This window comes from Streptomyces sp. SID5469, assembly GCF_009862865.1.
GTDB lineage: Bacteria > Actinomycetota > Actinomycetes > Streptomycetales > Streptomycetaceae > Streptomyces > Streptomyces avermitilis.
Map to the genome: position 1 here is coordinate 6,750,211 of NZ_WWIN01000001.1, position 15,014 is coordinate 6,765,224.

13 protein-coding genes and 1 pseudogene are annotated in these 15,014 nt (G+C 72.0%); 11 read left to right on the forward strand and 3 right to left on the reverse strand.

Annotation, left to right across the window (positions count from 1 at the left end; genetic code table 11):
* Positions 1–8 precede the first annotated feature (8 nt).
* Positions 9–1,298, reverse strand: coding sequence for an MFS transporter (locus GTY58_RS29130; protein ID WP_010986980.1), 1,290 nt, complete (start codon positions 1,296–1,298; stop codon positions 9–11).
* Between the two features lie 231 nt (positions 1,299–1,529).
* Complete coding sequence (locus GTY58_RS29135) at positions 1,530–2,321, reverse strand: IclR family transcriptional regulator (RefSeq protein ID WP_010986981.1); 792 nt, start codon at positions 2,319–2,321, stop codon at positions 1,530–1,532.
* Positions 2,322–2,545: 224 nt separating this feature from the next.
* Here GTY58_RS29135 and GTY58_RS29140 point away from each other — a divergent pair, with 224 nt between their 5' ends.
* The 7 genes and pseudogenes from GTY58_RS29140 to GTY58_RS29170 all read left to right on the forward strand — a co-directional run bounded on the left by GTY58_RS29140 (position 2,546) and on the right by GTY58_RS29170 (position 9,581).
* The gene (locus tag GTY58_RS29140) at positions 2,546–3,442 is read left to right on the forward strand and encodes a 5-dehydro-4-deoxyglucarate dehydratase (protein WP_237529588.1); all 897 of its coding nucleotides are present in this window, start codon (positions 2,546–2,548) and stop codon (positions 3,440–3,442) included.
* Positions 3,439–4,731, forward strand: a pseudogene (locus GTY58_RS29145) (glucarate dehydratase family protein); the annotation flags it as partial. The gene GTY58_RS29140 and the pseudogene GTY58_RS29145, both read left to right, overlap by 4 nt.
* A 290-nt stretch (positions 4,732–5,021) precedes the next feature.
* Positions 5,022–6,131 (forward strand): PfkB family carbohydrate kinase, encoded by a 1,110-nt coding sequence (locus GTY58_RS29150; protein WP_010986984.1) that lies wholly within the window; start codon positions 5,022–5,024, stop codon positions 6,129–6,131.
* A gap of 195 nt (positions 6,132–6,326) precedes the next feature.
* Positions 6,327–7,394, forward strand: coding sequence for a PhoH family protein (locus GTY58_RS29155; protein ID WP_010986985.1), 1,068 nt, complete (start codon positions 6,327–6,329; stop codon positions 7,392–7,394).
* Between the two features lie 29 nt (positions 7,395–7,423).
* Positions 7,424–7,921: an rRNA maturation RNase YbeY gene (gene ybeY / locus GTY58_RS29160; protein ID WP_010986986.1), complete on the forward strand. Its 498-nt coding sequence runs from the start codon at positions 7,424–7,426 to the stop codon at positions 7,919–7,921.
* The gene (locus GTY58_RS29165) at positions 7,918–9,225 is read left to right on the forward strand and encodes a hemolysin family protein (RefSeq protein WP_010986987.1); all 1,308 of its coding nucleotides are present in this window, start codon (positions 7,918–7,920) and stop codon (positions 9,223–9,225) included. Before ybeY ends, GTY58_RS29165 begins: the two co-directional genes overlap by 4 nt.
* A complete protein-coding gene (locus GTY58_RS29170; protein ID WP_010986988.1) occupies positions 9,222–9,581 on the forward strand; it encodes an MmcQ/YjbR family DNA-binding protein in 360 nt (119 codons plus the stop codon). The genes GTY58_RS29165 and GTY58_RS29170 overlap by 4 nt, the downstream gene beginning before the upstream one ends.
* Here GTY58_RS29170 and GTY58_RS29175 read toward each other — a convergent pair.
* On the reverse strand, positions 9,543–11,012 hold the full coding sequence (locus tag GTY58_RS29175; RefSeq protein WP_010986989.1) for an MFS transporter: 1,470 nt from the start codon (positions 11,010–11,012) through the stop codon (positions 9,543–9,545). The genes GTY58_RS29170 and GTY58_RS29175 overlap by 39 nt on opposite strands.
* Positions 11,013–11,218: 206 nt before the next feature.
* Here GTY58_RS29175 and GTY58_RS29180 point away from each other — a divergent pair, with 206 nt between their 5' ends.
* The 4 genes from GTY58_RS29180 to GTY58_RS29195 all read left to right on the forward strand — a co-directional run bounded on the left by GTY58_RS29180 (position 11,219) and on the right by GTY58_RS29195 (position 14,910).
* Positions 11,219–12,088 carry a helix-turn-helix transcriptional regulator gene (locus GTY58_RS29180; protein ID WP_010986990.1) on the forward strand — a complete coding sequence of 290 codons (870 nt, stop codon included), beginning with the start codon at positions 11,219–11,221 and terminating at the stop codon, positions 12,086–12,088.
* A 41-nt stretch (positions 12,089–12,129) separates the two neighbouring features.
* Positions 12,130–12,483, forward strand: a complete 354-nt coding sequence (locus tag GTY58_RS29185; protein ID WP_010986991.1) for a cytidine deaminase — start codon at positions 12,130–12,132, stop codon at positions 12,481–12,483.
* A 383-nt stretch (positions 12,484–12,866) separates the two neighbouring features.
* Positions 12,867–13,346, forward strand: a complete 480-nt coding sequence (locus GTY58_RS29190) for a hypothetical protein (RefSeq protein WP_010986992.1) — start codon at positions 12,867–12,869, stop codon at positions 13,344–13,346.
* Between the two features lie 241 nt (positions 13,347–13,587).
* Positions 13,588–14,910, forward strand: coding sequence for a beta-xylosidase (locus GTY58_RS29195; protein WP_010986993.1), 1,323 nt, complete (start codon positions 13,588–13,590; stop codon positions 14,908–14,910).
* Positions 14,911–15,014: the final 104 nt, after the last annotated feature.

Below are 15,014 nucleotides of genomic sequence, written 5' to 3' on the forward strand. Positions count from 1 at the left end.
GCGCGTTCTCAGGAGGCTCCGGGCCCCGGTGCGGCTGCTGCCTGCCGGGGCCCTGCTGTGTCGTACGCGCCCCGGTTCGGCACGGCCGGTGTGTCCAGGGGGATCTCCAGGACCGCCGGCTGCGCCGGGGCGCCGCCGCGGCGGCGGATCGTGCTGGGCAGGAGCGGGCGGCCGCCGGTGTGCAGGGCCACGGCGGTCAGCGGCAGGGCGACCACCAGCAGGCCGACGGCCAGGATCGCGCCCATGGCGGGGTAGCCCGCCCGCGCGGAGAGCAGGCTGCCGGCGAGGGGGCCCGCCGCCGTGCCGAGCGAGGAGGCGGAGCCGACCAGGACCGCCCAGCGGCCGCGCGGGTCGAGCGAGGCGGCCAGGCCGATCAGGTACGACAGCACGACCGGGTAGAGCGCGTTCCAGGCGATCTCGCCCGTCGCGAAGGTGCGGAGATCGGTGGCGGAGGCGCTGACGGCGATGCACACCGCGATGAGCGCGGTGCCGGCGCCGATGGGCAGGGCGCGGCCCAGCCGCGGGCCGAGCGCGCCCGCGGCCGACACGCCGAGGAGTCCCGCGCCGAGCGCTGCCGCGAAGACCGCGCCGACCGTGACCTCGGTGAGGCCGGCCTGGGTGAGGCCGATGCGGCCGCTGACACCCCACAGGGAGTTCTGGGAGAGGGACCAGAACAGGATGCCCGTGGCGAGCAGCAGGCCCGAACGGGGGTGGGGCAGGCGGCCCGTCCCGCGGGGCGCGGTGTGCGGGGTGGGTGCGGTGGCGGGGAGACGGTGGGTGGCGGGCCAGGTGAGCAGTGCGGTGAGGGCGAGCGCGGCGAGCGGGAGGCCGTGGCCCGGGCCGAGGTGAGGGATCGTCAGATAAAGCGCGCCGGCCAGGGCGGAGACGCTCAGGAGGCCGAGGGTGGAGGCGCGGTGGGGGTCGTGCCGGGCGGCGATTCCGGTGGCCGCCACGGTGGTGGCGGTGCCGGAGCCGAGCCCGCCGAGGACCGCTCCCGCGATGACCGCGGGGACGGTGTGGGTGAGGGCGGCGGTGCCGTAGCCGGCGGCGGCGAGAAGGAGGCCGGCGCGGGCGAGGCGCCGGGGACCGCCGGGGAAGCGGTCCACCTTGGCGGCGAGGACGAAGCCGGCGGTGGCCGAACTCAGCAGCAGGGCGCTGCCGATGGAACCGGCTTGGGTGGCGGAGAGGGGGAGACCGGCGTCGAGTCTGCCGACGGTGGTCGGCAGCAGGTACGCGGCGAGGTACCCGGCCGTGAAAAGGGCGACGAGGGGCCAGGGCGTGGTGGTGCGGGCGGACACGGGCGTTCCCAGGGCATGCGAAATGAGCGGCTCAAGAAGGGGGGTTGGGCGACGCCCGTCGACGGACAGGAACGCGCGGGCAATTTGTATCAAGCACGCGGTGGGGGGAGAAGGGCGGGGGGTGTGATGTGGGGCACATTGCGTTTGGGGTGGGGGTAGCCGGGTAAATGCGCCCGTTTTGGCTGGTGGGCGGCCGGGGCCGGGCCGGGGTGCCGGACGGCGAAGTCCCGGTCACCGCCAGCGTGGTGCCCCTGCCGGGCCCGGGGCCGCCGCCTCCGCCTTCGCCCGGATGTCGCGCATCACCGTCACGATCTGCTCCTCGTGTGCCGGGGTCAGCCGGGCCACCGGCACCGAGCAGCTGATCGCGTCCTGGGCGGGAGTGTCGTAGCGCAGGGCGAAGCCGAAGCCGACGATGCCGAGGACGCCCTCCTCGCGGTCGACGGAGTAGCCGCGGGCCCGGGTGCGGGCCAGGTCGGCGGCGAGGGCCTCGCGGGTCGTGAGCGTGTGGGGTGTGGCCTGCTCGTACGGGCCCTCGGGCAGTGCCTCGTCGGGGCGTTCCGCCAGGAGCGCCTTGCCCAGGGCGCCGACGTGGGCGGGGAGACGGCGGCCCACCCGGCTGATCGTGCGCAGGTACTCGTGCGACTCGCGCGTGGCCAGGTACGCCACGTCGGTGCCGTCGAGGCGTCCCAGGTGGATCGTCTCGCCGAGCGCCTCCGAGGCCTCGTCGAGGTAGGGGCGTACGACGCGGACGCGCGGGTCGGAGTCCAGATAGCTCGTGCCCGTCAGCAGGGCGTGGATGCCGATGCCGTACAGGGAACCCGTGACGTCCGTGCGGACCCAGCCCCGGGTGACGAGGGTCTGGAGCAGTGCGTACATCGAGCTGCGGGGGACGTCGAGTTCGTCCGCGAGTTCCGTCAGGCGCGCGGGGCGGTCGCCGCGGGCGGCAAGGAGTTCCAGCAGGTCGACCGTGCGCGCGGCCGACTTGACCTCGCGCACGCCGCGCTCGTCCGTGGGTTCCGGCATGCGGCGATCGTAAACGCGGGGGCGAGGCGCCATTGACGGTCGGTGTTCGCGTATCTAATCTCCATCTCCATATATGGATGACATCTACATACGGAGATGATCCGGAGATGATGACGGCGGTGAGGGTGAGCGCGGACACGGATACGGACACGGATACGGGCACGGGCACCGGTCCCGATACCGATACCGGTACGGCGGCCGTCGTCGAGCGGCTGCGCGGCGGGATGGCCCGCGGGGTGCTGTCGTTCCCGCTGACGAGCTTCCACGACGACGGCTCCCTCGACCTCGACGGCTTCCGCGCGCACCTGGAGACGCAGCTCGCCGCTGGACCCGGCGCCGTCTTCCCCGCCTGCGGCACCGGCGAGTTCTTCTCGCTGGACGAGGACGAGTACCGGCAGGTAGTGACCGCGGCGGTCGAGCTGACCGCGGGGCGGGTCCCGGTCGTCGCCGGTACGGGGTACGGGTGGGCCCAGGCCGCCCGGTTCGCGCGGATCGCCGAGGACGCGGGGGCCGATGCCCTGCTCGTGCTGCCCCACTACCTCGTCGCCGCGCCGCAGGACGGGCTCGTCGGGCAGCTGGAGCGGCTGGCGGAGCGGACCCGGCTGCCGCTCATCGCGTACCAGCGTGGTCAGGTCACCTACAGCGTCGAGTCGCTGCGGCGCATCGCCCGGATTCCGGGGGTCGTCGGGCTCAAGGACGGGCACAGCGATCTCGACCGGTTGCAGCGCCTCACCCTGGCCGCGCCCGAAGGGTTCCTGTTCTTCAACGGGGCTGCCACCGCCGAGATCCAGGCACGTGCCTACGCGGCCGTCGGCGTCCCCGCCTACTCGTCCGCCGTGCACGCCTTCGCCCCCGAGATCGCCGGCGCCTTCCACGCGGCCCTGCGGGACGGGCACGGCAAGGCGGTGGAGAAGCTGCTGCGTGAGTTCTACGTTCCGTTCGTCGAGCTGCGCGACCGGGTGCCCGGCTACGGCGTGTCGCTGGTGAAGGCGGCCGCCCGGCTGCGCGGCCGGCCGGTGGGGCCCGTACGCGCCCCCCTCACCGACCCCTCGGCCGCCGATCTCGCCGACCTCACCTCCCTCCTGAGCACCGGACTCGACCTCGTAGGAGCCGCCCTGTGACCCGCGACCTGACCATCACCGAAGTCCGGCTGACCCCGATCCTGGTCGCCGACCCGCCCCTCCTCAACACCCAGGGCGTGCACCAGCCGTACACCCCCCGGCTGATCGTGGAAGTGGTGACCGCGGACGGGCTCACCGGAGTGGGTGAGACGTACGGCGACGGCAAGTACCTGGAGCTGGCCCGGCCGTTCGCGGACAAGGTGATCGGCCGTCAGGTGTCCGATCTCAACGGGCTGTTCACCGTCGCCGACGAGGTCGCCGTCGATCAGGCCCGGGTCGACCACCAGGTCGACGTCGGCGGGCTGCGGGGCGTGCAGACCGCCGACAAGCTGCGGCTGTCCGTCGTCTCCGGGTTCGAGGTCGCCTGCCTGGACGCCCTGGGCAAGTCCCTCGGGCTGCCCGTGCACGCGCTGCTCGGCGGCCGGGTGCGGGACGCCGTCGAGTACAGCGCGTACCTGTTCTACAAGTGGGCCGGCCATCCCGAGGGGGTCGCCTGCGAGAAGGACGACTGGGGGGCCGCCGTCGATCCGGCCGGAGTCGTCGAGCAGGCACGGAAGTTCACCGAGCGGTACGGGTTCACGTCCTTCAAGCTCAAGGGCGGTGTCTTTCCGCCCGAGGAGGAGATCGCCGCCGTACGGGCGCTCGCCGAGGCCTTTCCCGGGCAGCCGCTGCGGCTCGACCCCAACGGGGCCTGGTCCGTGCGGACGTCGCTGAAGGTCGCTGAGGAGCTCGGAGACGTGCTCGAGTATCTGGAGGACCCGGCGCTCGGGACCCCGGCGATGGCCGAGGTGGCCGCGGGTACGTCCGTGCCGCTCGCCACCAACATGTGCGTGACGACCTTCGCCGAGATCAAGGAGGCGTTCACGCGCGACGCCGTCCAGGTGGTGCTCTCCGACCACCACTACTGGGGCGGGCTGCGCAACACGCGTGAACTGGCCGCCGTCTGCCGGACGTTCGGCGTCGGCGTCTCCATGCACTCCAACACCCACCTGGGGATCTCCCTCGCCGCGATGACCCATGTCGCGTCGACCGTCCCGAACCTCCACCACGCCTGCGACTCCCACTACCCGTGGCAGTCGGAGGACGTGCTCACCGAGCGGCTGACCTTCGAGGGCGGCAAGCTCGCCGTCTCCGACGCGCCCGGCCTCGGCGTCGAACTCGACCGGGACCGGCTGGAGTTCCTGCACCGGCGCTGGCTCGACGACGACGGCTCCCTGCGCGACCGCGACGACGCGGCGGCGATGCGCGTGGCCGATCCGGGGTGGGTCACGCCTGCGGTGCCGCGCTGGTACGGGGCTGCGGGCTGCGGGCTGCGGGCTGAGGGGCTGCCGGTGGCCCGTGGCCGGTGGTTCTTGGGGGCCGTGGATCCGGGGGCCGGTGGGCCGGTGCCCGGGGGCCAACGGACCCCGTGCCCGGGGGCCCGAGGGCCAACGGAACCGGCCGCCCGGCCCCGTCCCCCGGGACCGGCGGGGGCCTCCGCCCCCTCCGCCCCGCGGGACGGTACCGGCGTGACCGGCGCCGCCCCGCGAGGCGTTTGGTGCACACTGGCCTGGATCCGCACCACCCCAGGGAGCGCACCGTGATCGCGTCCAACGGAGAGGGACCGCACCGCCAGACCCACGTGGACCCGCTGGCCGCCGTGCGCGCCCCGGGCGACCCGCCCTGGGACGTCTACCTCACGGGCCCGGTCTTCCTCGACATCATCTTCACCGGGCTGGACTCCGCCCCCGTGCGCGGGACCGAGTCCTGGGCCCGCGGGATGGGGTCGAGCCCCGGCGGCGTCGCGAACATGGCGACCGCGCTGGCCCGCCTCGGTCTGAAGACCTCCCTCGCGGCCGCCTTCGGCGACGACCACTACGGGGAGTACTGCTGGGACGCGCTCGCCCAGGGCGAGGGCATCGACCTCTCCCCGTCGCGCACGGTGCCCGGCTGGCACTCGCCGGTGACCGTCTCGATGGCGTACGAGGGCGAGCGCACGATGGTCTCCCACGGCCACGAGCCGCCCCCCGAGGAGACCGCACCGGACTGCCCGCCCAGGGCACGGGCCGCGGTCGCCTCCCTCGCGCCGGGCAGCCGGGCCCCCTGGATCGCGCAGGCCGCGAGCGAGGGCACCCGGATCTTCGCGGACGTCGGCTGGGACGACACCGGCCGCTGGGACCTGGCGGGGCTCGCCGACCTCGGACACTGCGAGGCGTTCCTGCCCAACGCGGACGAGGCGATGCGCTACACCGGCGCCGACTGCCCGAGGGCGGCGGCGCACGCGCTGACCGAGCACGTACCGCTGGCCGTCGTCACCCTCGGCGCCGACGGGGCGTACGCCGTGGACCGCCGTACCGGCGAGGCCGCGGAGGTTCCGGCGATCGCCGTCGAGGCCATGGACCCCACGGGCGCCGGCGACGTCTTCGTGGCGGGCTTCGTCACCGGCACGCTCGCCGGCTGGCCGCTGGCCGACCGCCTGGCCTTCGCCGGCCTGATCGCCGCCCTGTCCGTACAGGAGTTCGGCGGCTCCCTGTCGGCCCCCGGCTGGTCCGAGATCGCCGCGTGGTGGCGCCGGGTCCAGTCGTACGACGACCAGGATCCGACGGCGCTGCGCCGGTACGCGTTCCTGGAGGGGCTGATCCCGGAGGTGACGCGCCCGTGGCCGCTGCGGCGGGCGGTACCGACGATCGGGTTCGGCCGCTCGGCGTGAGCGGGCGCCGGCCGACACCGGCAGGAGTGAGAAGCCCCGCGCCTGTCCACACCGGCCCGGGGGAAATGCCCTGCGCCCGCCCATACCGAAAACTCCTACGGCACTGTCACTCCCGCGTCGTACTCTTGGAACGCGAGGCCGCTCACAGCTACGCGGCCGTGACGAGGAGGAACCGCAGGCCTCAAGAGCCGGCCCATGACTCAGACACCCACAGCTCAGACCCCCGCGCAGGGGCAGGCACGAGCGCACTTCACGGTCCCCGCGAAGCACCCCATGGTCACCGTGCTGGGATCCGGCGACGCCCTCCTGCGCGTGATCGAGAAGGCCTTCCCGGCGGCCGACATCCACGTCCGGGGCAATGAGATCAGTGCGGTCGGCGACGCCGGTGAAGTCGCCCTCGTCCAGCGCCTGTTCGACGAGATGATGCTGGTGCTCCGCACGGGGCAGCCGATGACGGAGGACGCAGTGGAACGCTCGATCGCCATGCTCAGGGCGAGCGAGAACGGGGAGGGCGACGGCCAGGAGACTCCGGCCGAGGTGCTCACGCAGAACATCCTGTCCTCGCGCGGCCGCACCATTCGCCCCAAGACGCTCAACCAGAAGCGGTACGTCGACGCCATCGACAAGCACACGATCGTCTTCGGCATCGGCCCCGCGGGCACCGGCAAGACCTACCTGGCCATGGCCAAGGCGGTCCAGGCCCTTCAGTCCAAGCAGGTCAACCGCATCATCCTGACCCGCCCGGCGGTGGAGGCGGGAGAGCGGCTCGGCTTCCTGCCCGGCACGCTCTACGAGAAGATCGACCCCTACCTCCGCCCGCTGTACGACGCGCTGCACGACATGCTCGACCCGGACTCGATCCCCCGCCTGATGGCGGCGGGGACGATCGAGGTGGCGCCGCTCGCCTACATGCGCGGACGTACTCTCAATGACGCCTTCATCATCCTGGACGAGGCGCAGAACACGAGCGCCGAGCAGATGAAGATGTTCCTCACCCGTCTCGGCTTCGACTCGAAGATCGTGATCACGGGTGACGTGACGCAGGTCGACCTCCCCAGCGGGACGAAGTCGGGTCTGCGGCAGGTCCAGGAGATCCTGGAGGGCGTCGACGACGTGCACTTCTCGCGTCTCACGTCGCACGATGTCGTCCGGCACAAGCTGGTCGGCCGTATCGTCGACGCGTACGAGAAGTACGACAGCGAGAACGGCTCCGAGAACGGCTCCCACAAGCCCCGTGGCAAAGCCGGACACAAGGGGTTGTGACATTTAGCAGCAGGAGACAAGCCAGCACCATGTCGATCGACGTCAACAACGAATCCGGAACCGAGGTCGACGAGCAGGCGATCCTCGACATCGCCCGCTACGCGCTCGCGCGGATGCGCATCCACCCGCTCTCCGAGCTCTCGGTGATCGTCGTGGACGCGGACGCCATGGAGCAGCTGCACATCCAGTGGATGGACCTGCCGGGCCCGACGGATGTCATGTCCTTCCCGATGGACGAGCTGCGCCCGCCCATGAAGGACGACGACGAGCCCCCGCAGGGCCTGCTCGGCGACATCGTGCTCTGCCCCGAGGTCGCCGAGCGGCAGGGCAAGGAAGCACCCACGCAGCACTCCATGGACGAGGAGCTCCAGCTCCTGGCCGTCCACGGAGTGCTGCACCTGCTCGGTTACGACCACGAGGAGCCGGACGAGAAGGCCGAGATGTTCGGCCTCCAGGCCGCCATCGTGGACGGCTGGCGCGCGGAGAAGGGCCTGACCGGCCCGTCCCCGGCCCCGACCGTGTCATGAGCCCCCAGCTCGTCATCGGCGCCATCGCCCTCGTGGTCGTCGCCTGGCTCGCCGCCTGCGCGGAGGCGGGCCTCGCGCGCGTCTCCAGCTTCCGCGCCGAGGAGGCCGTACGGTCCGGGCGGCGCGGCAGCGCGAAGCTCGCGCAGATCGCCGCCGACCCCACCCGCTATCTCAATGTCGCCCTGCTGGTGCGCGTGGCGTGCGAGATGGCGGCCGCCGCGCTCGTCACCTACGCCTGCCTGAAGGAGTTCGACCGGACCTGGCAGGCGCTGGCGGTCGCCATCGGCGTCATGGTCCTCGTGTCGTACGTGGCCGTCGGCGTCTCCCCGCGCACCATCGGCCGCCAGCACCCGCTGAACACGGCGACGGCAGCCGCGTACGTGCTGCTCCCGCTGGCCCGGATCATGGGCCCGATCCCGCCCCTGCTCATCCTCATCGGCAACGCGCTCACCCCCGGCAAGGGCTTCCGGCGCGGCCCCTTCGCCTCCGAGGCCGAGCTGCGTGCGATGGTCGACCTCGCCGAGAAGGAGTCCCTCATCGAGGACGAGGAGCGCCGCATGGTGCACTCGGTCTTCGAGCTGGGCGACACGCTCGTGCGCGAGGTCATGGTGCCGAGGACGGACCTGGTGGTCATCGAGCGCTACAAGACCATCCGCCAGGCGCTGACCCTGGCCCTGCGCTCCGGGTTCTCCCGCATCCCGGTCACGGGCGAGAGCGAGGACGACATCGTCGGGATGGTGTACCTGAAGGACCTGGTCCGCAAGACGCACATCAGCCGGGACGCCGAGTCCGAGCTGGTGTCCACCGCGATGCGCCCGGCCACCTTCGTGCCCGACACCAAGAACGCGGGCGATCTGCTGCGCGAGATGCAGCAGGAGCGCAACCACGTCGCGGTCGTCATCGACGAGTACGGTGGCACGGCCGGGATCGTCACCATCGAGGACATCCTGGAGGAGATCGTCGGCGAGATCACCGACGAGTACGACCGGGAGCTGCCGCCCGTCGAGGACCTGGGCGACGACCGCCACCGGGTCACCGCCCGCCTCGACATCGGCGACCTCGGCGAGCTGTACGGCATCGAGGCCTACGACGACGAGGACGTGGAGACGGTCGGTGGACTGCTCGCCAAGGCGCTCGGGCGGGTCCCGATCGCCGGTGCCTCCTCGGTCGTCGAACTGCCCGACGGCCGTGAACTCCGCCTGACCGCGGAGACGTCGGCGGGCCGCCGGAACAAGATCGTGACGGTCCTCGTGGAGCCGATCGACCCGGCCGGACCCTCGGCGGAGGGGGCGAAGGAGGAATGACCCCGCAGGAACTGCGCGCGTTCTGCCTGTCCTTCAACGCGACCGTCGAGGACTTCCCCTTCACCCCGGAGACCTCGGTCTTCAAGGTGCAGGGCAAGCTCTTCGCGCTGACCCGCCTGGACGCGCGGCCCCTGACGGTCAATCTGAAGTGCGACCCGGATGACGCGGTGCGGCTGCGGAGCGAGTACGAGGGACTGATCATCCCCGGCTACCACATGAACAAGCGGCACTGGAACACCGTCACGGTGGACGGCGAGCTCCCGGACCGTCTGGTCCGGGAGCTCGTCGAGGACTCGTACGACCTGGTGGTCGCGGGCCTACCGAGAGCCGACCGCCTCCGCCTCGACCGCCCCTGAGGCCGCGCCCGGGGCCGTCGCGGGCCGCCGGCCCAGTCCCACCGCGATCAGTACCGCCGCCGCCAGGACGATCACGGCGTCCAGGGCCAGCACCGTGTGCACCCCGGCGAGCAGGTCCGAGGACGTGGTGGCCAGGACGCCCAGGAGCGGGATGCCGATGGTGATGCCGACCTGCTGGGTCGACGTCACCAGGCCGGTGGCCAGGCCCTGTTCGTCGTCGGGCACGCCCGAGGTGACCGTCAGGCCGTACGAGATGATCGCGCCCAGGTGGCACATGCTGGCCAGGGACACCGCGGCGGTGGCGAGCCACACGGACCAGCCGCCGTCGCCGAGAGCCACCAGCGTGGCCACGAACGCGCCCTGTCCGGCCAGGGAGACCACCAGCGTACGGCGGGCGCCGAGCCGGCCGATGACCTTGGAGGCGTTCGCCCCCGCCACCGCCGACAGCACGCCCTGGACCCCGAAGACCAGGCCCGTCTCGAAGGCCGAGAGGCCCAGGGTCTCCTGGAGGTACAGGGTCAGGACGAAGACCACCGTCGACATCATCGAGAAGGTGATCAGACCGCCCAGGTTGCCCCAGGCCACCGTGCGGCGGCGCAGCATGGGCAGCGAGACGAGGGGTGCCTCGGCGTGGGACTCGACGGTCACGAAGGCCGCCAGCAGGAGTACGCCCGCGACCAGCGTCGCGATGACGTCGGTGCCGCCGAAGCCGCGTTCGGCGGCCGTCGACAGGGCGTAGATCAGGGACAGCAGTCCGCCGGTGACGGTGACCGCGCCGGGGATGTCCAGCCGCGGGCGGTCCGGGGTGCGGGACTCGGGCAGCAGCCCGGGCGCCAGCGGCAGCACGATCAGCGCGAAGAGGGTGAGCAGCCCCATGGTGGAACGCCAGCCGAACGCGTCCGTCAGTACGCCGCCCGCGACCATGCCGACCGTGAAGCCGAGCGACAGCAGCGTGCCGGAGATGCCGAGGGCGCGGTCGCGGGCGGGGCCCTCCGGGAACGTCGTGGTCAGCAGCGACATGCCGGTCGGCACGATCGCCGCCGCGCCGAGGCCCTGGAGGGCGCGGCCCGCCAGGAACGACGCCGGGTCCCAGGCGAAGGTCGCAAGGAGCGAGGCCGTGCCGAAGAGGGCCAGGCCGGTCAGGAACAGCCTGCGACGGCCGTAGAGGTCGCCGATGCGGCCGAAGAGGAGCAGGAAGCCGCCGGAGGGCAGCGCGAACGCGGTGACCGCCCACTGGAGCGCGGACTGGCTCATGCCCAGGTCCCTGCCGAGGACGGGCAGGGCGACGTTGAGTACGGAGAAGTCGAGCGCGACCATGAACTGCGCCGCGCACAGGACGAAGAGCACGAGCTTGTCGCGGGTCGACAGCCGGGTGTCGAGAGGGGGTTGCGGTTCGTGGACGGGAGCGGATGAGGTGGTGTCGATCGCCATGGCAAGAGCTTCGGGCGATCGGAATATCCGTGGGGAGTCAGAACTTATGGTGGTGCTGGCACCACCAGGCACCACCAGGCACCACCAGGCACCGTCAGGCGCCACCAGGCACCCCACACGTGCCACCAGCACACCGCCAGGCACCGCCGAGAGACAGCACACACATCGCACGCGCAACGCGCGCACATCGCAAGGGGGATGCGTACGTGGCCGAGGACGCGCTCAAGACCCATCGGCTGCGGGAACTGCGCGAGTTCCTGATGAGCCGCCGGGCCCGGGTCACACCCGTGGAGGCCGGTCTGCCGGACGGCGGCGCGCGGCGCCGCACCCCCGGGCTGCGCCGTGAGGAGGTCGCCGTGCTCGCCGGCGTGGGTGCCTCCTGGTACCAGTGGCTGGAGCAGGGGCGGGACATCTCCGTCTCCCCGCAGGTCCTGGACGCCGTCGCCCGCGTGCTGCGGCTCAGCAACGCCGAGCGACGCCATCTGTACGTCCTCGCCGGCCTGAACCCGCCGGCGCCCGAGCCCGCGAGCAGGGACGACTGCGAGGGGCTGCGGCGGCTGATCGACACGTGGATGCCGTATCCGGCGCACATCATGGACATCTACTACAACTGCGTGATGTACAACGACGCGGCCGGTGTGGTGCTCGGCATGCGGCCCGAGAACACGCAGAACTGCCTCATCGACTTCTTCACCGACCAGCTCTACCGGGGGCGTTCCCACAGCTGGGAGCGGAACGCGCGCACGGTGGTCGCCCAGTTCCGCGCGACGTGCTCCGCCTGCCCCGACGACGAGGGGTTCCAGCAGGTGCTGGCGCAGGCGAAGGCGGCGAGTGAGGAGTTCGCCGCGCTGTGGGACGAGCGGGACATCCAGGACGCCGGGCTGATCCGCAAGGAGCTGGAGCACCCGGTGGTGGGCCTGCTGTGCGTGGAGTCGACGGCGATGAAGGTGCCGGCGCGGCCCGATCTGACGGTAGTGCTGCACACACCGCTGCCGGAGGCGAACACCGCGGCGAAGCTGGAGTGGCTGGCGTCGCCGGAGGGGCGGCGCGGGACGATGTACCCCGTCGCCGGGTAGCCGCTCGCTCTCGCCGCACCGGTTCTTCGTATGCTCGGGGCATGACCGAAAGCAGCGCGCTTGACCCCGAGGACCGCAAGATCGTCACCCTGGCCCGCTCGGCGCGGGCCCGCAACGGTGTGCCCGAGGGGGCGGCCGTACGGGACGAGACGGGCCGTACGTATGTGGCCGGAACCGTGGCCCTCGACTCGCTGAAGCTGAGCGCGCTCCAGACCGCTGTCGCGATGGCCGTGGCGTCCGGGGCGAAGTCCCTGGAGGCGGCGGCGGTGGTGACGGAATCCGCCGAGGCGTCCGCGGAGGACCGGGCGGCGGTACGTGATCTGGGCGGCCCCGGGACGCCGGTGCTGGTGGCCGGTCCGGACGGGGCCGTGCGGGTCACGGTGACGGCGGGCTGATTCCGCCCTTGCCCCCAGCCCTCGCCGCCCCAGCCCGTCCCATCCCCGGGGCCGAAGCGGGGGTCTGGGGGCGGCAGCCCCCAGGGACGTAACCCTTCCCGCGTCACCGACAGCGTTCTTCGGCCACTTTTTCCAACCCCTGGAAGAATCCGTCGGCATCTCTTGCAATCCCACGCCCCCGGCGCCTCAATGGAATCGTCAATTCCGACGGACCGTCAGATTCGCCGCCGCGTGGCGTGCCGCACCCCGCTCGCGGGCGGTCCGCGTACACCTCTCCCCGCACCCGTCACCGTGCCCCGGCGACGCGTTCGTGTGCGCGGTCCACGGCGGGCCCCAGGTCCGTCCCCCCACATGGCAATTCCCGTATCAGGGAAGGGAATCCGATGAGAAGCAAGCGACTCGGGACAGGCGTGGCGCTGGCCGCGGGCACCTTGGCGGTGGCCGGCCTCGCCTTCGCGCCCACCGCTCAGGCCGTCACTCCCCAGACGGCCACGATCGTCGCGGACTGCGGCACCTACGGCGGTGGTGAGGCCACCCTCACGGCCACCCAGAGCGGCACCGCCGCCACCATCACCCTCTCCTCCTCCGAGATCACCTCTCCACTGGCGCTCTCCCAGGACTCGATCACGTCCACGCTCACCCTGGTGAAGGCGAGCGGCGGCACCACGGCCTTCACCGGCACCAAGAACCCGGCCGTCGCCGCCGGTGCCGGCGTCACGGTCGGCCCGCTCAGCGGCACCGTGGCCGCCGGCGACAGCCTTCAGGCGTACGGCGGCTCCCTCAAGATGGTGATCTTCGGGTTCGTCACCATCACGTGTACGGCGCAGGGGCTCCAGTCACCCGGGCCGTTCGTGTACGAGTAGGCCACCGCGGTAACCAAGCCCGCACGTACGGACCGGTGCCGCCCGCGCACGTCGCGGCACCGGTTCCTTCAACTTGCCTGCGGGCAAGCCAAGTTGGCGACATACGTGACATTGACAGAACCTGATGGCCCATCAGTCGGTGTGCGGCGGGTCCATTGACTATTCACACAACCTGCACATCAATGACCCCCTGTCGGCGCAGAAAGAGCCGCTGCGCCCGCATCTCCCAAAAGGGGGCAACATGGCTGCCAGAACCCGAAGACACCGCTGGGCGGCGGTGCTCGGAGCGACCGCGCTCGCGCTCGCCGGGGGAGGGGCGCTGGCCTGCCCGGCCGGTGCCGTCTCACAGCAGGTGGACTTCGCCACGCACTGCATACCGCCCGCGATCGCGGGCATCCCGCCGATCGACGGCACGACCGCCGCGAAGATCGACGTCGACAACACCGCGCCCAAGGTGGGCGACACGGTCACCGTGACCTACACGGTGGTCACGCCCGCCGCGAGCAACCCCACCGACCTGGCTCTCCCGGCCGACATCATGACGCCCACCGGCAAGGTCACCCTGGGCGGCGCGCAGACCGGCGCCGTCACGGTCACGGGACCCAAGAAGAACGATCCCGTGCCGGGCAAGGGTGCCTTCCCGTCGTTCAGCATGACCGGCACCTTCACGGTCACCTCACCCGGCGCGATCACGCTCGCGCCCGGCGACTACAACATCCACACCAGCTACATCCTGGAGCTGGACACCCCCTGCACGGTCATCAGCCCGCCCGCGCCCGTCTCCCAGACGATCACCGCCGCCGACACCACGCCGGTCAACAACCGTGCCATCACGCTCGGTTCGGCCTCCGGGAAGCCGGGGGACGGCGTCACCGTCACCGGCAGCAACTTCACCGCGGGCGCGACCGTCACCCTCGCCGGGCGGGCGGGGACGGCCCAGACCGCGGACACGGCGACCGTCACCGCCAACGCGCAGGGCGCCGTCAGTGGCTCGCTCGTCGTGAACGACAAGGCGACGACCGGTGTCGTGGCGTACGAGGGCAGTGCCTGGAGCGACACCAAGGGCGCGGGCCCGGCCGCGTACGTCGTCATCGACGACACGCCGGTCCCGGCCGGCAGCCAGAAGATCAACACCAAGGTCACGGCGGGCACCCTGTCCATGTCGCAGGCCGGTGACACCGTCGACCTCGCGGCGGTCGACTTCGGCAAGGGCGGCTTCTCGCGCGGCTCGCTGCAGACGGTGACCGTCAAGGACTTCCGCGGCGGCGCGGCGGGCTGGTCCCTGACCGGCAAGGTCACCGACTTCACCGGACCCGGCGGGGCGAAGATCGACGCGGCCAAGCTGGGCTGGACCCCGGTGTGCCTCACCAAGGCGGGCAGCCCGAGCACCTGCGCGGCCGGTTCGCCCGGTTCCGTGGGCAGCGCCGGAGCGACTCTGGCGTCCGCTCCCAACGGCACGGTCACCGGCGGTGAGTTCACCGTCGACGCCCGGCTCTCGCTGAACGTGCCGGCGTTCACCCCGGCCGGTTCGTACTCCGGTGTGCTGACACTCACGCTCACCTGAACCGGCCCGTCCCCTAGTGCCGTGACAGGCAACGTTCGCCCCGTCGCGGGCAAACATTGCCTGCCACGGCACTAGGTGGGCCGGGCGCGCACCCGCCCGCCCAC